At 72.7% G+C, this 19,781-nt stretch carries 12 protein-coding genes; all 12 read left to right on the plus strand.

Features of this window, described 5'->3' with window-relative positions; translation table 11 throughout:
- The first annotated feature begins 32 nt into the window (after window positions 1-32).
- The 12 genes from ABZ656_RS25205 to ABZ656_RS25260 all read left to right on the plus strand — a co-directional run bounded on the left by ABZ656_RS25205 (window position 33) and on the right by ABZ656_RS25260 (window position 19,643).
- Window positions 33-1,040, plus strand: a complete 1,008-nt coding sequence (locus tag ABZ656_RS25205; protein ID WP_360270608.1) for a hydroxyacid dehydrogenase — start codon at window positions 33-35, stop codon at window positions 1,038-1,040.
- Window positions 1,041-1,420: 380 nt separating this feature from the next.
- Window positions 1,421-2,767: a radical SAM protein gene (locus tag ABZ656_RS25210; RefSeq protein WP_101401629.1), complete on the plus strand. Its 1,347-nt coding sequence runs from the start codon at window positions 1,421-1,423 to the stop codon at window positions 2,765-2,767.
- A gap of 330 nt (window positions 2,768-3,097) precedes the next feature.
- Window positions 3,098-4,609: a cellulose-binding domain-containing protein gene (locus ABZ656_RS25215; protein WP_360270610.1), complete on the plus strand. Its 1,512-nt coding sequence runs from the start codon at window positions 3,098-3,100 to the stop codon at window positions 4,607-4,609.
- A gap of 413 nt (window positions 4,610-5,022) precedes the next feature.
- Complete coding sequence (locus ABZ656_RS25220; RefSeq protein WP_101403846.1) at window positions 5,023-5,733, plus strand: Crp/Fnr family transcriptional regulator; 711 nt, start codon at window positions 5,023-5,025, stop codon at window positions 5,731-5,733.
- A 113-nt stretch (window positions 5,734-5,846) separates the two neighbouring features.
- On the plus strand, window positions 5,847-6,692 hold the full coding sequence (locus ABZ656_RS25225) for a hypothetical protein (RefSeq protein WP_360270612.1): 846 nt from the start codon (window positions 5,847-5,849) through the stop codon (window positions 6,690-6,692).
- Between the two features lie 5 nt (window positions 6,693-6,697).
- Entirely contained in the window at window positions 6,698-9,220 is a 2,523-nt protein-coding gene (locus tag ABZ656_RS25230; protein WP_360270614.1) for a hypothetical protein, read from the plus strand.
- Window positions 9,213-10,310, plus strand: a complete 1,098-nt coding sequence (locus tag ABZ656_RS25235; protein WP_360270616.1) for a hypothetical protein — start codon at window positions 9,213-9,215, stop codon at window positions 10,308-10,310. Before ABZ656_RS25230 ends, ABZ656_RS25235 begins: the two co-directional genes overlap by 8 nt.
- On the plus strand, window positions 10,307-10,855 hold the full coding sequence (locus ABZ656_RS25240) for a Pycsar system effector family protein (RefSeq protein ID WP_101401633.1): 549 nt from the start codon (window positions 10,307-10,309) through the stop codon (window positions 10,853-10,855). Before ABZ656_RS25235 ends, ABZ656_RS25240 begins: the two co-directional genes overlap by 4 nt.
- Window positions 10,856-10,953: 98 nt before the next feature.
- Window positions 10,954-13,227 (plus strand): VWA domain-containing protein, encoded by a 2,274-nt coding sequence (locus ABZ656_RS25245; RefSeq protein WP_360270618.1) that lies wholly within the window; start codon window positions 10,954-10,956, stop codon window positions 13,225-13,227.
- Between the two features lie 130 nt (window positions 13,228-13,357).
- Window positions 13,358-16,900 carry a tubulin-like doman-containing protein gene (locus ABZ656_RS25250; protein ID WP_360270620.1) on the plus strand — a complete coding sequence of 1,181 codons (3,543 nt, stop codon included), beginning with the start codon at window positions 13,358-13,360 and terminating at the stop codon, window positions 16,898-16,900.
- Complete coding sequence (locus ABZ656_RS25255; protein ID WP_360270622.1) at window positions 16,897-19,518, plus strand: hypothetical protein; 2,622 nt, start codon at window positions 16,897-16,899, stop codon at window positions 19,516-19,518. Before ABZ656_RS25250 ends, ABZ656_RS25255 begins: the two co-directional genes overlap by 4 nt.
- Complete coding sequence (locus ABZ656_RS25260) at window positions 19,515-19,643, plus strand: hypothetical protein (RefSeq protein ID WP_360270624.1); 129 nt, start codon at window positions 19,515-19,517, stop codon at window positions 19,641-19,643. The genes ABZ656_RS25255 and ABZ656_RS25260 overlap by 4 nt, the downstream gene beginning before the upstream one ends.
- The last annotated feature ends 138 nt before the right edge of the window (window positions 19,644-19,781 follow it).

Here is a 19,781-nt window from a genome sequence, read left to right on the forward strand (position 1 = left end):
GTCCGTAGTCACCTAGCCGGAGGGTTGACTCCTTGCCCGAGCGTCCCGTGGCGATGTTCGCCATGTCCGCCGAGAACGTGCCGCAGGTCTTTCCGCCCGAGGTCATGGCCCGACTGCGCGAGGTCGTGGACATCGATCCCGCGCTGGTGGCAGAGGACTTCTCGGAACCGCGTGTCCGTGAGGCGCTCGGCGGGACGGAGATCCTGATCACCGGCTGGGGCTGCCCGCGGCTGGATGCGGCCACGCTGGACGCGGCGCCGAAACTGCGTGCCGTGCTGCACTCCGCGGGCTCGGTGAAGGGCTTCACCACACCGGCGGTCTGGGACCGCGGCCTCCTGGTGTCCTCGGCCGCCGATGCCAACGCGCTGCCCGTGGCCGAGTACACCCTCGCCATGATCCTTCTCGCCGGCAAGGACCTCTTCGGCCACCGCGACCGCCTGCGCGCGCGGCGCTCGCTGCCCGGCTGGGCCCTCGTTCCCGGCATCGGCAACTACGGCCGCCGCGTGGGCGTCATCGGAGCGTCCCGCATCGGCCGCCGCGTGATCGAACTGCTGCGCCCCTTCGATCTGAGGGTGAGTCTCACCGACCCGTACGTCGACGAGGCCGGGGCGGCCGAGCTCGGGGTTCCGCTCCTCCCGCTCGACGACCTGCTCGCCACCAGCGACATCGTCACCGTCCACGCCCCTCAGACCCCCGAGACCCGGCACCTGCTCGGCCGCCGCGAACTCGGCCTGATGCCGGCCGGGTCGGTCCTCATCAACACCGCGCGGGGTTCGCTCGTCGACCATGACGCGCTGACCGAGGAACTGCGGGCCGAGCGGCTGAGCGCGATCCTCGACGTCACGGATCCCGAGCCGCTGCCGCCCGATTCCCCTCTCTACGACCTCCCCAACGCCTTCATCACCCCCCACCTCGCCGGCTCCCAGGGCAACGAACTCACCCGCCTGGGCCTCACGGTCCTCTCGGAGGCGGAGCGGGTCGCTGCGGGGGAGGGGGTGGAGTTCGGGGTGGATGTGGGGGTGTTGGGACGGGGGGCTTGATGTGCATTTGGGGGTGATGGGACGGGGGCGTGATGTGGATGTGGAGGGGTGTTGCAACGGGGGGCGTGACGTGGATGTGGGGGTGTTGGAACGGGGCGTGACGCGCACGCCGGGTTTTCCGCGCCCCCGCCGCCCCTACCCGTCCCATCCCCCGGGGGCTGCGCCCCCGCCCCCCGCCCCCCGCTCGGGGCTGCGCCCGTGGGACCTCGTCCGGGGCTGCGCCCCGGCCCCCGCGCTGCCGCCGGACGTGGCTCCTCCCGGGTGCGTCGCGCGCCGCGAGGGGACCCGGCACGACTGACGCGCAGGCAGGGGCATACCGTGAGGAGTCGAGCACGGAGACTTGAACGAGTCGGGAACGGGTCGGGAGCGAGGAGAACGGGATGGTCGGCAGCCGCACCGCGTTGGTCGAGGATCTGATGGAGCGGTTCCCGCACGTACCGCGGGAGGCCGTCTTCAAGGAGGACCTGCTCCGCGGAGGTGTGGCCTTCGACGAGTCGGCGCTCTCCGACAACGAGGATGGTGACGTCAAGCCGAAGTCGTACTTCATCTTCTCCTTCGACCACGGCACCCTGCCCGAGCTCGGCGAGGCCGCGCTGCGCCGCCCGCCCGAGGAGATCATCCTCACCGGCGGGCCGTACGACCTGCGGCGGACGGTCGTCTCCGTGCGGGTCAACCCCGCCTCGCCCTATCGCGTCGCCGCCGACGAGGAGGGGATGCTCGGGCTCTACCTCGACGGGAAGCGCATCGCCGACGTCGGCGTGCCGCCGATGCCCGAGTACTACCGGCACACGCTCTCCAACGGGAAGTCCGTGATGGAGGTCGCTCCCACTATCCAGTGGGGCTATCTGATCTACCTCACCGTCTTCCGGGTCTGCCAGTACTTCGGTGCCAAGGAGGAGTGCCAGTACTGCGACATCAACCACAACTGGCGCCAGCACAAGGCGGCGGGGCGCCCGTACACCGGGGTGAAGGACGTCGAGGAGGTCCTCGAAGCCCTGGAGATCATCGACCGGTACGACACGGCGAAGGTCTCCACCGCGTACACCCTCACCGGCGGTGCGATCACCTCGAAGCTGCAGGGGCGCGACGAGGCCGACTTCTACGGGCACTACGCCAAGGCCATCGAGGAGCGCTTCCCGGGGCGCTGGATCGGCAAGGTCGTCGCGCAGGCGCTGCCGCGCGACGACGTACAGCGGTTCAAGGACTACGGGGTGCAGATCTACCACCCCAACTACGAGGTGTGGGACCGGCGGCTCTTCGAGCTGTACTGCCCGGGCAAGGAGCGTTACGTCGGCCGTGACGAGTGGCACAAGCGCATCCTCGACTCCGCGGAGGTCTTCGGCGCGCGCAACGTGATCCCCAACTTCGTGGCGGGCGTGGAGATGGCGGAGCCGTTCGGCTTCACGACCGTCGACGAGGCCATCGCCTCCACCACCGAGGGGCTGCGCTTCTTCATGTCGCACGGCATCACGCCCCGCTTCACCACCTGGTGCCCGGAGCCCACGACCCCGCTCGGCAAGGCCAACCCCCAGGGCGCGCCGCTGGAGTACCACATCCGGCTGCTGGAGGCCTACCGTTCGACCATGGAGGACTTCGGGCTGTCCTCCCCGCCCGGATACGGCCCGCCCGGACCCGGCCACGCGGTCTTCTCGGTGAGCTCCTTCATGGACAGCCTCCCGGCGCGGGAACCCGCGGTGGCGGAAGCGGCCGGACCGAAGGTTCCGTAGAACCTCTTAAAAGTCGAGGGCGATCGAGACGTATCGGCCTCCCTTCCGTATCACCTTCCATACGGCGGGAGGGAGGCTGCGCGCGCTCGGACGAACGGCGAACGGCGCCGCAACCGCTTGCCACGCCGCTCGGACGAACGGCGAACGGCGCCGCAACCGCTTGCCACGCTAATTGAATACCTCGCTTGTCAGTTGTGTGGAAAGCGTGAAAGGCTCGGGCCCCGTCGTTGAGGCGGCCTCAACTCCCTTGTACAGAGCGTGAGTTGACGATCACGTTGTTCAGATGTTTCTAGACGTTGCACCTGGAAGCAGTTGATGCAGGAGCCCCCCATGCCCGACCTGCCGACCCCCCAGAACGCCGCCGAGGCCGCGCTGCTCTCGGAGTGCTGGGACGCGGTCCTGTCCTACGCCGATCTGTGCACGTCCGGTTCGGCCGCGGCCACGCTGCTGGCGACCGAGGCTTTCACGCACGGCATCGACGAACTGCGCGCCGCCACCGCGGCATCGAAGAGTACCGGTACCGGACGCAGGGCGCTCAGGCTGCCCCGCATTCCGCTGCTGCTGGCCTCGGTCCGCACCGTGGCCGGCGCCTGGGAGACGAACGGACTCGGCCACCGGCTCGACCCCGACCTGCGCCTGTGGCTCCACTCCGACAAGGCCGCCCGCTACATCGGACCGCCGCTGCACCGCCCGCTCGCGCTGCGTGGCCTCAGGGACATGCAGGAGCCGGACGCCGTTCTGCTGTGGCTGGCCGAGGTCGAGTCGCTGCCGCTGTCCGCGGTGGCCCGGCGGCTCGGTCTCGACCCGGCGGCCGCGTCCTCCGAACTCGCCCAGGTGCGGGCGCTGTTCCGGGACCGCTGCCACCGCAACCACATCGACACGCCGATGGACGCCTACTGCCGCAGCTACGCGCGGCTCCTCGACGCGGTCACCCGCTCGCCCACCGCCGAGACACCCGAGGACCTCTCCCGGCACCTGGCGCGCTGCGTCGAGTGCGCGGAGGCCGCCGCCTGTCTGCGGCTGCACGGAGGCGGGCTGCCCGCGGCGCTCTCCAGCGGTGTGATCGGCTGGGGCGGCCTCGCGTATCTCGAACGACGGCGCCGGGCCGCCGAGGCCGGCATGATCGGCGGACGCACGGACGCGGCGGTGGACACGGGGCTGAACGAGGGCAAGCCGGTCCGGCCCCGGATCGGCCGCACCGGGATCCTGGTCACGGCCGTCCTCGTGTCCGCACTGGCCCTTACGGTCTCGCTGATGCCCTTCGGCGGCTCGAAGGGCGGCGGCGTGAGCGCCGCGCAGGGCGAGTCGACGGACGGGCAGCCCGTGGCGGACCCGGGCCCCTCCTTCCCCTCGGGGTCGGAATCGGGGTCAGGGGCGGGGTCGGGGTCGAGGTCGGCGGGCTCGCCCGCGGTGGCGGACTCGACCTCGCGTCCGGCGGGCAACTCCGATCCGGAGGCCCAGGGCGAGTCCTCGTCGCCCGCCGGGAGGCAGGGCGGGGCGAAGGGCTCCACGAAGAGCGCCTCGCCCGACTGCCGGGTGAAGTACGAGATCGTCAGCGAGTGGCCGGACGGCTTCCAGGCCGCCGTCACTGTCACCTCCACCAAGGCCCTCGCCACCTGGAGCCTCGGCTGGACCTTCAAGGACGGCCAGCGCGTGGGCCAGATGTGGGACGGCACCTTCATCCAGAACGACTCCCACGTCACGGCCACCGCCGCCGACTACAACAGGACCGTCGCCGCGAACGGCACCTTCACCTTCGGCTTCCTCGGTTCCTGGACCGGCTCCAACTCGCCCGCGCGCAACTTCACCCTCAACAAGGCCAGTTGCCAGGCCGTCGGCTGAGCATCCGGCCGACCGGTGTGACGCGTGAAGAGCCGGTGTGACGCGCGAAGAAGCAGACACCGTGCCCTCACCCCGTCACCACCTCGTCAGCACCCCTCCGGCGGCGGAAACCTGATTTTTCGCCAAGTCCGCCGCCCTGGCCGGGCCCCTCATCGACGGGGCCGGCCGTTCGAGCGCCGGTCCTGACCTCAAGGTCGTCGGCGGGGCGGGAGTCGGGGCGGACGGTTCGGCCGCCGTCACTGGTGGTCGGGGGCGTCACGGGGGACGGTCCCCCGGGGTGACCCACCTGGCACTTCGTCACTTACCGGCCAGTACTGCCGATCTGGCGTAATTCACTCGCCTCAATGCTTCGCTCTGCCACCATCAACGCCTCTGAAAAGTCAGGCGGCATGATTGCGGCGGGGGGCGTGGCCATGGGACTGCTCGGCAATGAGCTGGCTTTCGCGCGCGCTCTGACCGCTCAGGAGCGCGAGAGCGTGATGGCTCTCGGCAGCCGGAAGCACTACGCGGCCGATGCCCATCTTCTGACGGAAGGTGACCGGTCAAGTCATGTCCTGATCATCATTCAGGGCTGGGTAACCGTTTCCGTGGTGACGGACCGGGGTGCCACCCGGCTGATACTCGGACTGCGGGGTCCCGGTGAACTGCTCGGCGAGATGGCCGCCCTGGACCCGCATCCCCGCAGCGCCACCGTGCGCGCGCTGGGTCCGACCGAGACCCAGGTCATATCCGGGGACGCGTTCCGCCGTTTCCTCGCCCTGCACCCCCGCGTCAGCGGTCTGGTGATCCGCCAGCTCACCTTCCGGCTGCGCAGCGCCGACCAGGAGCGGTCCGCGCTCGCCTCGCTCACCGTGCTGCAGCGGCTGGCCAGCCGGCTCACCGAACTCTCGAGAGCCGAGCCCTCCGGCCCCTACAACCCGGCCGTACCGGGCGTCACGCACACGGGCACCGTCGTCCAGCTGGCCCAGGACGAACTGGCCGCCACCATCGGAGCCACCCGGGAAGCCGTCGCCAAGGCACTGAAGCTGCTGCGCACCCAGCACGTCGTGCGCACCGGCAACCGGATGGTGGAGATCCTCGACCCCGAGCTGCTCGCCCTCCTCGCGGACGGTCATCAGGAGTAGACCCACGCCTTGTCGTAACCCACGCCTCGTCGTGTGTAAACGGCTACAGACGGCCTTCGTCCCGGGCCCGACGCTGAGGGGGACGGCAAGCGGAGAGAACAAGGGGGCACGGGGTGGACCACGACGCGATGGATCTCACCGAAGCACGCTACGAGTTGGTGATCAGCGTCGACGCCCGGCGTTCCGGGGAGTACGACGACGTCGACAAACAGCGCATGCGCGAGCGGATCTACCGGGTGCTGGAAGCGGCTTTCACCCACGCCAAGGTGGCGCGGGACGCCGTACACATGGAGGACCGCGGCGACGGTGTGCTGCTGTCGGTGGCCGGCCGGATCGCGGTCACCCGGCTGCTCGGCCTGTGGATGGTCGAGGTGCACGAGAACCTGCGGGACGAGAACCGCGGCCTGCGCGTCCCCCTCGGGCTTCGGGTGGGCATGCACGTCGGGCCTGTCCGGCACGACGGCCGGGGCATCAGCGGGCGCGCGGTCGACCTCGCGTGCCGGCTGGCCGACTCGCCCCTCGCCCGGCGGCTGCTGGACGCCGAGCGGGCCGACCTCGTGCTGGTGACCTCCCAGTCGCTCTACGAGGACGTGGTCAGCAGCGGCGGCAAGTTCATCGAGCCCGCGCACTACTCCTCCGCCCGCCTGGAGCTCAAGGAGGGCGAGGTCACCGCCTGGTTCCACCTTCCCGGCCGACCCGCTCCCGAGATCCCCGCCGCCGCACCGCCAGCACCAGACGCCGACCGCGCCGATGACGCCCGTGATGTCAATGACGCCCGTGGTGGCGATGACGTCCGTGACGTCGATGCCCCCCATGGCGCCCACGGCGAGGACCGGGCCGACGGCTCCGGTGCCCGGTACACCGTCCACGGCGACATGTCGCAGCACAGCGACAACGTCTACCAGCAGCCCGTGCACATCGGGCGGATCACCGGCGACGCCGGCCGACGGAAGGGCTGATCGCGGTGACCGACGATCAGCAGGCGGGCGGCGCCGCCGAGCCCGCACCCCAGAAGGGGGCCGACGCCCGTTCGCCCGAGGCCGACGGGAAGGCCAGGAACGACCCGCCCCGTGCCGACGAGGGCAAGGCCGGCGGCGACGAGGGTGCCGCCGGGAACGACGCCCCGGAAGAGGGCGACGTCAAGAAGGACCAGGAGAAGAAGCAGGAGGAGGAACGCGAACGCGCCGCGGGGCGGTTCAAGGAGCACACCCGCGACCCCCTCGCCGAGGAGCAGGGCGAGGACGGGACCACCGACCTCGCCGCCGCCTCACGGGCCCGCCGGGCCACCCGGATGCTGTTCGACACCGGCCGGGACCTGAACAGCTTCGACCGCTCGTTCTTCCAGAGCGCCCACATCGGCGACATCCACCTGCGGATGGACGCCCGCCACTCCGGTGCGGGGATGCGCAGCGGACCCGTGCCCGACGAGGAACTGCGCAGGCTCCGCCGCGTCCATGTGGAACCGCGGGGATACGTACAGCTGCGCAAGGCCCTCGGCACCCGTCGGCTGCTGGTGCTCGTCGCCGCCCCCGGCACCGGACGCACCAGCACCGCACTCTCGCTCCTCGACGAGGTCACCGGCCCCGCGGCGGACGCCACGGGCACGGAGCCCGGGGCCGGATCCCGGGTGCGCCGGGTCGACCCGGACGGTGGGGTGAGGAAGCTGGCGGGTTCCCTGGCCGGCGAGGGCGAGGAGGCGCGGCGCGGCACCGGGTACCTGCTGGAGCTCTCCCTCACCGGGCCCGTTGCGCTGCCACCGGACGAGATGGACCTCGACGGGCTCGCCGCGGTCCTGGCCCGGTGCGATTCGTACGCGGTGGTCGTCGTCACGGTCGGGTCGGCGGCCAACCCGCTGCTGGCCGGGCGGTACGGCAAGCTCTGCCCTCCCGCGCCCACTCAGGAACTGCTCACCACCCGGTTACGGGAGCGGCTGGAGGAGCATGTCGCCGCCGCCCCGGACGCCGGTGTCCGGCTGGAGGACCTGCTCGCAGGGGCGGAGGAACTGGCGGTCCGCCAGGACGTCAAGGACGCGGTCGGGCTGGAGGATCTGCGCCCCGCCGAGGCCGAGTTGCTCGCCTCGCTGCTGGCCGCACACCAGCTGGGGGAGGTCTCCCGGGACGAGCTGCTGGCCGGATGCCGCAGCCTCGCCGCCGACCAGGCCCAGGAGTGGTTCGCCGGGGTGGACCGGGCGCTGACGGCGCCGCCCGCCGAGCCGGAGGGCGGCGCGGGACGGCCGGGTACGGCGGCCCTGTTCCACCCGGTGGCGTTCCGTATCGCGCTCGCCGTACTGGGCGGCGCCTCGCACAGCGCCGTGGCCGCCGCCGCCCATCTGCTGACCTGGGAACTGTCCGTACAGTGCGATCCGGACCACACCCCGGCCCGCCCGCTGTTCTGCGACGACCCGGAAGCCGATCTCGCCCTCTCGCGCGCCGAGCTGACCGACGGCCGGCTCGAGGTGGCCGGGACCGAGGTTCCGGCCCGGCTGATCTGGTACCGGGGGTCGGCCCTGCCTTCGGCGGTGCTGACGGAGATCTGGGACCGGCACTTCCCCGTCCGGGCACCGATCGTGCGCTGGCTGCGGCTGCTCGCGGACGATCCCCGCCCCCAGGTGTGGATGCGCGCCGCGGTGGCCGCCGGGGAGCTGTGCGCACGGGACTTCGACCACGGATACGCGGAACTGATCCGGCCGCTCGCCGAGGCGGCCACGCCCCGCCGCAGGATCTTCGCGGCCACCACGCTGGACCAGGCGGCCGGTCACGCATCGCACCGCAAGGCGGTGCGCAAACTGGTCGACGACTGGAGCAGGTACGGGACGAAGTCGCTGCGCTGGACCGCGGCGATGGCTCTGGGCTACGGGAACGCCGCGGACACGACGGAAGACGCCCTGGACGCCCTGGCCCGGATCGGGGCCCGCGACGACGGGGAGCAGCTGGCGGTCGCCTCGTTCAACGCCGTACGGCTGCTGGCGCTCCCGGACGGTGCCAAGGTGCTGCGGCGGATGGCCGAGTGGACCCACCACAAGCGCGAGGCGTACCAGGACCTCGGTCTGGTCACCTCCGTGCGGCTCGCCCTGACCTCGGTGGACGAGGTGCTGTCCGACGAGCCCGACTCCCCGTTGGCCGACCGCGCCGACTGGCCGCTGCCGCTCGCCCTCGCCGTCACCCGCCCCGAACTCGTGCTCCCCATGGCCGACTTGATGTGGACCGCGCTGAACACGGCGCGCTCGAAGGACGTGGCCCTGGACGCGCTGGAGTCCCTGCTGCGTTCGGCGGTGCGCAGGGACGGCGCCGAAGGGACCCGGCCGGGGCTGGCGGCGCTGCTGCCCGCGCTGGCGACCGAGCAGAACGACCGGCGGCGGCTGGACTGGCTGCTGCGCCGAATGATGAACGATCCGGAGAATCCGCTCCCCGACGCGCAGGCGCGCTCCCTGTGGTGGCTCGCCGTCCCGCCGAAGGAGAGGACGGGCGAGGAGGACAGCCATGGCTGAGGACCAGGACGCGAGGGCGAAGGCGAGGGAGCGGCTGAGGGCGCGGAAGGCGGCCGCGGGGCCCGCGGGTCCCTTCCTGCGGGAGTACGCGCCGACGGGCGGGTTCCCGCAGGTGAGCGCCCAGAAGGCCTCGGTGCTGTTCTACCGCAACGGCGGCTACAGCGTGGTCACCGTCTCCGGTGTCCGGCACGTCGACAAGCGGGCGCTGGCCCGGCCGTACACCGTCTGCGAGGTCGCGCTCGGCACCTATGTGACGACGCTTCAGATGGAGCTGCCGGCCGCCGGCGGCACCACCTTCTTCAAGGCCGAGGTGGACATCCACTGGACGGTGACCGATCCCCATCTGGCCGCCACCGAGGTCGTCACCGACGTCGCCCAGCGGCTCACCGCCCCGGTGCTGGAGCGGCTGCGCGAGGTGTCCTCGGCCTACCGGGTGACCCAGGCCGAGCAGGCCGACCGCGCCATCACCCTGGAGTGTGCCGGCGGACGCTGGGCGGAGCTGGGCACCGAACTCGGCCTGCGGGTGCGGCTGTACGTCCGCCTGCGGGTGGACGACCGGACGATCGAGCACATGGACGGCATCCGGGACGCGCACGCCTCGGCCGAGGTGACCCGGGTGCATCAGGCCGCGTTCCGCAAGATGCTGCAGGGCGGCGAGCTGGAACAGCTCAGCTACATGCTGGCGGCCGAGCCCGAGGCGGCCAAGGACTTCCTGGAGAAGATCCGTCAGGAAGGGCGGCAGGACGAGAAGGAACGCGTCGACCGGCTCTTCGCCATGGTCGCCAGCGGCCAGATCCAGTCCAACGACATGGAGACACAGGCCCTGAACCTCCTCAACCAGGGCCGCCACCCCCTCCAGGGGCCCATCGGCTCGCTGCCCGCCCGCCGCGAGACCCCGCAGCTGGCTCCGGCCGCCGACGAGCCGTTCACCCCGGACTGGGTGGCGGACGAACCGGCCTCCAGGGCGGACCGGGGGCCACGCGTGAGAGAGCCCTACCCAGGCGACCCCCAGGACGCCGAACCCGAACCGCCGCGCCGCCGCACACGCTCCCGGGACGACGGATGGTCCTGGGCGGAGGAGGACCGGTGACCGGCGACGGCCCGGCGCGCACCTCCTGCGACCCGGTCGGGCCCGTGCCGGACGGGGGTCCGCACGGGTCCGACCGGGGGGAGCGCATCGCCGAACGACTGCTGAGCACGGTCAGGGAGGACCTCGGCCGCGCCGACGCGAAGGCGGCCGTACTGCTCTCCGGAACGCTGGCGCTGCCCGCTTTCCTGATCGGGCGGCACGGCCCGCCCGACTGGCGCGGGCTCGCCGACGTGACACTGATCCTCGCGAGCGTGCTCTGGGCGGTCGCGGTGACCGCGCTGGTCGGGGCGCTCATGCCGCGCACCCGCACGGTCCGCGGCCGGGACGGGGTGACGTACTTCGGCGACCTGCTGGCCCCCCGCGACCTCGCGGGGCTGTCCGCCGACGTCACCGACGCCGGACGCGATCCCGCCGGATGGCTGCTCGTCCAGGCCGTGGACGTCAGCTCGATCCTGTCCGCCAAGTACCGGGCCATCCGCTGGGGAGTGGGCTCGCTCGCCCCTTCGACGGCGCTGGCCCTGGCCTGGAGCCTGACCGCCCGCTGACACGCGGCACAGCACGTACCGACACAGAGACGAACCAAGAAAGCAGGGGGACGGCCGTGGGAAGAGTCAGGGCAAGAGGGCGGACAGGAAAGGGACGGGTGCGCCGCGCCGCGGTCGGCGCGCTCGGCGGCATGGCGGTGCTCGTGTCCCTGCTGGCACCCGTCGGTCATGATCCGGTGCCGGCGGCGGATTCCGAACCCGCCTTCCCGGCGGTCAACTACTCCATCGCCGTGGACGAGTCCGCCAGCCTCGCGCCCGAGGACATGAAGGCCGAGAAGGCCGCCGCCGCACGCATCGCGCTCGGCGACGTCTCCTCGTCCTCCCACGCCACCGTCTTCGGGTTCGCCGCCGCCGAGTCCGCCGCACAGCGAGCGGTGGACCCGGTCTGTCCGCGCACCACGCTGGACGCGGCGGGCCGCGAGACGATCGGCACCTGTGTCGGCAAGCTGCGCAGCCGCACGAAGAACGAGGGCACCGGCACCGACTTCCCGAGCGCGATACGCCAGGGAGTCCACGACCTCACCACCGGCACCGACGCTTCGCAGCCCCGCGTGCTGTTCCTGCTCACCGACGGAAAGCTGGACGTCCAGGACAGCCCCAAGTACGGCGACCCCGCGCACCGCAAGGACGAGGGCGAACGGCAGCTGACGCAGGAGCTCGAGAACGCCGCCACCCAGCACGTACAGATCTGGCCGCTCGGCTTCGGATCCGACCCGGACAAGGCGCAGCTCGACCGGATCGCCGCCGGTGGATACCAGAAGGGCTGCGTCGAACTGCCCTCCGCCCGCCCGAGCGCGGGCAAGGTCTCCGGGGCCGAGGACGTCGGCCCCATGCTGGAGAAGATCTTCGCCGCCGCCCACTGCCTGCGCCACGAACAGGGCCCCAGCAAGCGGCCGCCCGCCACCCTGGAGATCGGCATCTCCCCGCTGGCGACCGTGGGCAGCATCGTCGTCGACAAGGGCGACCCCCAGGTGAAGATCACCTACCTCGACCCCAACGGCCACCAGGTCCCCACCACGGGGACGTACCGCAAGTCGAGTTTCGAGCTGGCGGGCGGCAGCGGCACGGTCGAGGCGCTGAAGATCGTCGACCCGGTGCCCGGCACCTGGCGCGTGAAGGCCGAGGCCCCGGAAGGCCACCGTTCCCTGCCCGTCGCCGTCAGTGTGCTGTGGCAGGGCGAGTTGCGCGGCGCGATCACCATGGACCCGCCGTCCCCGCAGGCCGGCGACAAGGTCACGGTGACCATGCGCCTGCAGACCCGCGAGGGCTACGAGATCAAGGACGCGCGCGACTACGAGGGGCTGCGCGTCCGCAGCGAACTGACCGGCGACGGGTTCGACCCGCTGGCGCTGCGCCTCACCGACGACGGCCAGGGGCCCGACTCCAAGGCGAGCGACGGCTCCTTCACCGGTTCCGTCGAGATCCCCAAGAGCGCCGACGGGGCACTGAAGGTGAGCGGCACACTGACGGCCTCGGGGCTGAGCGCCGACACCCGCAGCGAGGGCGGCCAGATCGCGCCCGGCGCACTCCCGGTCACCACCGCGCTCGAACTGCCCACCGCGAACACCCACCCCGGCTCCACCGTCACCGGCACGCTGGCCGTCCACAACGCCAGCGACACCGCACACACCCTGCGGCTGTCCGTCACCGACCTCAAATCCGGGCTGCTCACGGTCACCCCGGCCGAGATCCAGGTGAAGCCCGGCGAGTCCGGCACCCGGAAGATCACGGTCGAAGTCGCCCCCCGCGACGTCTTCGGCGACCGCCTCGGCGACGGCGGACTACGACTCGGCGGCACCGTCACGGTCGCCGACACCACCGACCACGACCGGACGCTCGTGCGCACCCCGCTCTCGGTGCGGGTGACACCCGAGCCGGGCATCTGGGCGAAGTACTGGTGGGCGTTCGTGTCCACTGCCGCACTGATCGCGCTGGTCACCGCGGCGGTACTCGCCTGGCTGCGCCAGCGCCGCACCCGCAGGGACCCGTTCGGCCTGGTGCTGCGGCTGGTCTCCGCGGAGGGCGACGTCCTCGGCGAGCACCTCGCCGGACACGGACACAAGCAGTGGTACGAGTTCGCCGTCGCCGAACCCCACCGCAGCCCGCGCATCGAGCGGCGCGCCCACGGCCCGTACGCCGTCCAGCGCAGCCCCGAGGGCGGAGCGGTCCTGCGCAAGCGCGGCGGCGGCCGGACCCCGCTGCCCGCCCGCGGCCAGGTCCAGCTGACCGACACGCTGAGCCTGGCCCTGGGCGAGGACACCCGCGCCTCGAAGGTCCGCCGACCGCGGCCCTCCGCGCGGACGACCGCGGGCTCCACCACCTCCGCGACCGGTACCGGCGAGAGCGGGAGCTCGTACGGGTCGTACCTGTGACGCCAGGGGGCGGGCCCGAGGCGCCACCGGGCCGCCCCCACGCACCGCAGCGCGGCCGTGCCGCGCGCACTCCACGGACGTACCGAGCACGCACCGGCCGCCGCGACGGCCGTAAGCGGGGAGGAAACCCATGAAGATCTTCCAGCCGATGCTCTTCGTCGGCCTGGGCGGCACCGGTGGTCTGGTCGGCGCCGAACTCGAACGCAAACTGCGCGCCGAGCTGTGCGGGCCGGACGGCGTCGCGCTCAGCCACCTCAGCGGACACGCCCCCTACCAGCTGCCCGACTGCCTCCAGTTCGTCTACGCGGACTACAGCGAGTCCGACCTCCAGCGGCTGCCCCAGTTCAACGTGGACCCCTCGCTGCGGGCCGCGTACGCCCGTACCTCCCGGGCCACCCACAACCTGCTGCCGAACTTCGACGCGTCACCCGAACTGACCAAGATGCTCCGGGCGAGCCTGCGCGACGAGGTCGCCGACTGGCTGCCGCCGCGCATCGACGAACCGAAGGTCACCCCACTGCACAACGGCGCGGGCCAACTGCCCACCGTCGGACGTGCCGCCCTCTTCGCCACGCTCCGGCACAGCCTCGCCCCCGTCCTCGAACCGCTGCTCCAGGCGATCGACGCGATCGCCAAGTCGGCCGGTGAACTGGCCGAGCTCGGCGGCGGCAAGGTCAACGGCTGCGACGTGTTCGTCGCCTTCTCGGTGGCCGGCGGCACCGGCGCCGGGATCTTCCTCGACTATCTGCACCTGATCAACCACGCCTTCCAGCTGCGCCGCTTCGACGGCGTGAAGATCTACCCGCTGGTCGTGATGCCGTCCTCGTTCTCCTCGGCGGGCGGCGGCGGACGGGAGGCGGAGCTCAACGCGGCCCGCGCGCTGGTCGACCTGTTCCGGCTGGTCGACGCGCAGAACGCGCCGAGCGAGGGAACGGAGATCGGTGACCTCGACCTCGACTCCGGGCTCGGCATCCGCTACCCGGGCACGACACCGATCCGGCTGCGTACCGGCATCCTGCCCACGGCCTTCCTGTTCAGCCCGACCGCCGGCATCCGCCAGGACGACCTGCGCCGCTCCATCGTCTCCCTGGTGATGTCGCTGATCGGCACCGAACTGGGCGACAGCCGCCCCCGGGGCCGGGCGACGGCCACCGACGACGACTTCCAGACCTTCGCCGCGAGCTTCATCAACCGGGGCGTGCACCGCAGCGCCGTCTCCCCGACCGGGATCGGCCGGCAGGGCGTCTCCACCAGCCTGGTGGCCTCCATGACCGCCCCCATGGACCAACTGGCCGACCTGGTGGCGGGCCGGCTGCTGCGGGAGGCGGTCACCGACCTGGTGGAGCGGCCCCGTACCGCGCTGCGCGACAACGCGGTGCCGCTGATCCGGCAGTTGTTCGCCGACTCCCACCTCGAAGAGCTGTGGGAGCGCAAGCAGTTGGACCTCCCGGAGCCCGATCCGCTGCCACGCGGTGGCAAGGCCATCGAGCAGGCGCTCGGTGAACGCCTCACGGACATGCAGCGGCTGCTGTCCGACCTCCAGTCCTTCGCGGACCGGCAGGCCGCCTCGATGGCCGACCGTTTCGCCCCGCGCCCCGCCATCGACAAACTCCTCCAGAGCGTGGACCCCTTCCTCGCCGAACGCATCGTCAGAGGCGTCCCGGGCAGCGACGAACCGATCGCCCGGCTCGGCTTCCTCGGCATGCTCGACAGCCGCTCGCGCGCCCCGCAGCGCCCGCCGGGCGTGACCGACCAGCCGCCCAAGACCCCCAGGATCAAGGGCCGGCTGGCCGGTATGTCACCGGCCCGCTGGGGCGACGACGACGTGCAGGCGGCGCTCCAGGAGCAGGACCTCTGGTACCAGTGGCGAAGCCGGACCGTGTGGCACGAGGCCTGGCGGGAACAGCAGCAGCAGTGGCAGCCCCCGGCGGCCACCGCCGGGGCCGACCTCGGACGCCTGGTCAACGCCTTCCGCAAACACTCCGACCAGGAACGCAAGGTCTCCGCGCAGAAGGGCCTCGAACTGTACGAGGACCGCACCGGGATCTCGTATCTGCTGCCGCCGCAGCGCACCCTCAACCACTTCTACGAGGACGTCGTCACCCGGCTGATCCGCCGGGAGGGAATGCGCGAGAACGACGACGAGGCCGCGCTCCTGCTCAGGATGATCGACGGGGACACCTGGCGCGAGGTCCACACCCTCAGCCGCCGCAATCCGGACAACGCGGTCGCGGTCGTCAAGGCACAACTGGAGGGCCGTATCACCCGGCTGTTCGCGGAGAGCGGCGAACACCTGGAGGAACGCCCGCTGCTGCCGGCCATGGGCACCCTGCTGGCCGCCGCGGCGGGCGACGCGGACGCCGCCGACCAGGTCAGCAAGGAGGCGCTCGACCTGTTCGGCCGCAAGCTGACCGGGCTGCTGCCGGTGGGCTTCACCCCGGAGGGCACCGGACCGCTGCGGGTCCTCGTCACCCACCCGCGCGTGCAGGCCGTGGAGGAGGTGCAGGAGTACCTCGGCAAGGCGCTGCGGCTGCCGTCCGACGCCAAGAACTCCGTGGAGTACCGCGGAGTGGAGAGCGACTCCGTCACCGTGGTCCTCTTCCGCAGCGAGATGAGCCTCACCCAGGTCCCCGAAGCCCGCAAGGTGCTGCGCCAGTGGGCCAGGGCGAAGGACTCCGAGCAGGCCCAGGACGTACTGCGCTGGCGGCAGCGGCTCGGCTACCGGGACAGCTGGATGGTCAGCAGCGAGGAGGACCGCCGCGTCATCCTGCACCGGCTGCTGTGCTGCATGTGGAACGGCCAGGTCGACGTGGTGGACGGCGACGCGGCGTCGCCGGAGCGGCTGAGGCTGCGGCTGTTCCCCGAGAAGGGCGCCCATGTGCCCGGCGTCCGGCTGCGGCTCGGGGACTTCCCCGGCGGGGTGTCGAGCTGGGCGGAGCTGCTGCGGTCGTACGAACGCTGGACCGTTCTCGACGACGAACGGACCGTGGAGGACTACTGCCGCGAACTGATGGGGACTCAGCCGCTGGGTCTCGCCAGGAGTGCGAGCGAACCGCATCCGCTCTTCGTCGAACTCGTCGAGAAGACCGCCCCGCGTCAGCTGGAGCTGCTGGCCGACCGCCGGGAGCGCGGCGGCGAGCGGGTCGAGGGATGGGTGCGCCCGCTGTGGGAGTTCTGGGCGAAGACACTGCCGGCCGCGCTGGACACCGAGTTCGGGGACCAGCGTGCCGTCCAGCCGACCCTGCGCACGCTGCTGGAGCACGTACGCGGCGGAACTCCCGCGCCGCGCGTCCGCAAGGAGTTCCCCGAACCCCGGCGTGCCGTGCCCGATGACGACGACTGGGGCACCGCACCGCGCGCCTCCTTCGACAAGTACCCGAGCGGCACGGAGGAACGTCCGCGCCGCGCGTCCGTGGACGACTACGACGACGGGTACGACGACAGGTACGACGCCGAACGCGGTGAACGCGGTGAACGGGGTGAACGGGGCGATCGGGGTGACCGCGCCGACCGGGCCGGTCGCGGTGACCGGGGCGACCGTGTCAACGGGCGCTCCGGCGGCGCCGACCGGCCCTCGGTGCCCTGGGACGAGCCCGGTGACCCCGGCCCGTACGGCGACGAAGGCGAGCGCGAGCGCTCCCGCCGCAACCCCTGGGACGGTGACCCGGAGTGAAGACGTCCGAAGACCTCGGTACCGTCATCCAGCTGGACCTGCGCAGCGGCGCGGCGGAACTCGACACCGCCAAGGCCCTGCGGGCCAGTGTCGCCCGGCAGTTGGGCCGGGCCGGGCTGCCCGAACCCGACGACCCGCTGTTCCTGGTGGTCGACACCCCGGCCGGGCTGACCGACCACCAGCGGCAGTACGAACTGCTCACCGCCTACCGGGCCGTGGGCGAGGTCAGGATCCTGGTCCTGCTGGTGGGCAGCGCACCCGGTTCGTACGCGGGTGAGGACGAGGCCTTCCAGCCCGACCGGCGCCTGGTGCGGCCCGCGGTGCTGCGGGCCTCGGGCACCGCCCTGCTGTGGGCGGGCGATCTGCGCTCCGCGCGCACGGCGCTCGAACAGCCCGAGCCCGACGCCCCGGAGGCGCTCGCCGTCCTGGTGGACGTGCTGTCGGTCCCGGACGTCTATCTGAAGGTCCTCGACGGCCTCGGGGCGCTGCCCGACGCCGTCGCCGCGCCCGGCGTGCGGCTGCTGGAGCAGGACCTGCCGCTGGAGGTGCGCGACCGGGCGTGGCGCGACGCGCTCCTCAGGTTCGCGGGCGAGGACAGCGAGCTCGCCCCCGACCTGCTGGTGACCGCCTCCTCCGGCGCCGATCTGCCGGAGCCGCTGCGGAGTCTGGTGGCGGGCCGGGGCGGCCGCGACCAACGGCACCGGGAGCCGGGCGGCGTGGCGGACAGCACGTACGCCGCCTGCGCGCAGGCCCTCGACTACGCCGAGGACGCGCTGGCCGGACTGCGGTCCCTGCCCGGGCTGTTGTGGGCCTCCCGCAGGCAGGCGTTCGAGGCGGACCTCGACCAGGCGCACCAGGCGCTCGACGAGTACCGGGACCTCGTCGGCACGGCCCTGCGCGGCGGCGGCTCCGGTACGGCGCCGTCCGCCGCCGAGACGGCGGCCCGGCTCGGGGCCCTCGGTCTGCGGGTGCCCTCGGCCGAGGGGATGGGGGAGCGGATCGGCGAGGGACTGCGGGAGTTCGCCGGAAAGCTGCTGGGACAGGGGCTCGCCCTGCGGTCCGTGGCCCAGCGCTTCACCGGGCTGGCCGGGCGGGTGGAGCCCGTACCGGGTTCGGCACTGGTGCGCAAACTCGCCGACCACTCCACCGAAGCGGTGTCCCGGCGGCCCGCCGTGGGCAACGGCCCCGTGGCCACAGGGCGCGGCGCCCTGTCCGCGGCGGCCGCGGCGGGGCTTTTCGGTGCTCTGTGGCGGGGGCCCCTGGCGGCGCTGGCGATCGTCGTCCCGCTGGTGTTCGTCGCGGTGGCGCCGCTCGGCGCGTCCAGGCTGCGGGGCGCGGGACGCCCCGGCCGCTGGGGCTGGGGACCCCGGGCCGCGGCACTCGGCGGCGCCGCGGCCGGTGTGGCGATCGCGTACGCGGTCGAGCCCCCGCTCTGGCTGAGCGCCGTCGGTCTCCTGGCGGGCCTCGGTGTCGCGGTGGAGACGGCACGCCGGCTGTGGCGCGCCGCGATCGACTCCTGGGCGGCCTTCCACGCCATCACCGTGCTGCGCAAGGCCCTGGACGGGCTCGACGCGCTGCTGGCCGAGGCGGTCCGCGAACACTGGGCCGTCGAGGAGCGCCTGCACTGCGCCGACGCCGCCCGGTCCGTCGCCGGCATGCTGCGGGCGACGGCCCCCGCCGCGGCCGCCGAGGCGGTGCCCGAGCCCGAGCGGCCCACGGTCACCGGCGCGTCCGCCTCCGAGCCGCTCGACGCGGACGACTGGCTGACCAGCGCCTCGGTCCTGGAGACAGACACGTTCACGGTGTCCGACGACGGGGACAGCGACTGGGCGAGCGCGTACGCCTGGCAGGAGGGGGCTTCCTGGAGCGAGCCCGGCGCGCGGGGTGAGTTCGCGGAGTCCGCAGGGCCCGCCGACCCGTGGGCGGACCGCACAGCGGGGGTTCCGCGCTGGCTGGACCGCGAGAACGGGGAGGGCGGGCCGGAGCTCGTCGCGGCCCTGGCCGGTGACCTGACGGACGCCGCCATGGTGGCGATGGAGCCCTACTGGGGTGCCGTCGAGCGCGGCCAGGCCGGCGCCCTCGCCGTCCGGCGCACCGAGGAACGGGTCCGCGACCTGCTCTCGACGGCCCGCCGCCACCTCCAGCACAACGGCGTACTGGCGCCGCCCCCGTTCGCCGCCGACCACCGCACCCGGGCCGGCTCGGCGAACCTGCTGGGCACCGACCCGCGCCGGGTGGCCGACCTGGTCGGCACGGAGGCGGACCGGCAGGCCGTGGTCCAACTCTCCTCACCCGAACAGGGAACGCTGCTCAGCCGGGACCCGGCGGCCGCGGTGTGGATCAGGTTCGCGCCGGAGGCCGTGCGCGACGAGGTCGAGAAGACCTGGCGGACCACCGGCTGCGTACCGCCGGAGCACACGCTGTGGACCTCGTCGGGACGCTACGCCGGCCTTGTCCGGCTCACCCCGCTGCGGATGGGCGTGGTGGACACCGTCCGCTCCCGCCAGAACTCCCCGGCCGACGGGCTCGACCCCTACGACCGCGAGGACGCGTACGACCGCGAGGACGCGTACGACCGCGAGGACGCGTACGACCACGAGGACGGCGACAGCTGGTGACCCGCACCCCGCATCCCGGCCCGGCGCACCCGTACGACCGAGCCGACGGGCTCGACCCCTACGACCGCGAGGACGCGTACGACCACGAAGACGCGTACGACCACGAGGACGGCGACAGCTGGTGACCCGCACCCCGCATCCCGGCCCGGCGCACCCGGCCGACGGGCTCGACCCCTACGACCGCGAGGACGCGTACGACCGCGAAGACGCGTACGACCACGAGGACGGCGACAGCTGGTGACCCGCACCCCGCATCCCGGCCC

The organism is Streptomyces sp. NPDC007095 (assembly GCF_040634475.1).
Taxonomy (GTDB): domain Bacteria; phylum Actinomycetota; class Actinomycetes; order Streptomycetales; family Streptomycetaceae; genus Streptomyces.

Excerpts from the sequence above, each read along its gene's own strand:
- ABZ656_RS25250 (WP_360270620.1), top strand. The coding sequence starts at position 13,358 with ATGAAGATCTTCCAGCCGATGCTCTTCGTCGGCCTGGGCGGCACCGGT.
- ABZ656_RS25215 (WP_360270610.1), top strand. The coding sequence starts at position 3,098 with ATGCCCGACCTGCCGACCCCCCAGAACGCCGCCGAGGCCGCGCTGCTC.
- ABZ656_RS25220 (WP_101403846.1), top strand. The coding sequence starts at position 5,023 with ATGGGACTGCTCGGCAATGAGCTGGCTTTCGCGCGCGCTCTGACCGCT.
- ABZ656_RS25235 (WP_360270616.1), top strand. The coding sequence starts at position 9,213 with ATGGCTGAGGACCAGGACGCGAGGGCGAAGGCGAGGGAGCGGCTGAGG.
- ABZ656_RS25210 (WP_101401629.1), top strand. The coding sequence starts at position 1,421 with ATGGTCGGCAGCCGCACCGCGTTGGTCGAGGATCTGATGGAGCGGTTC.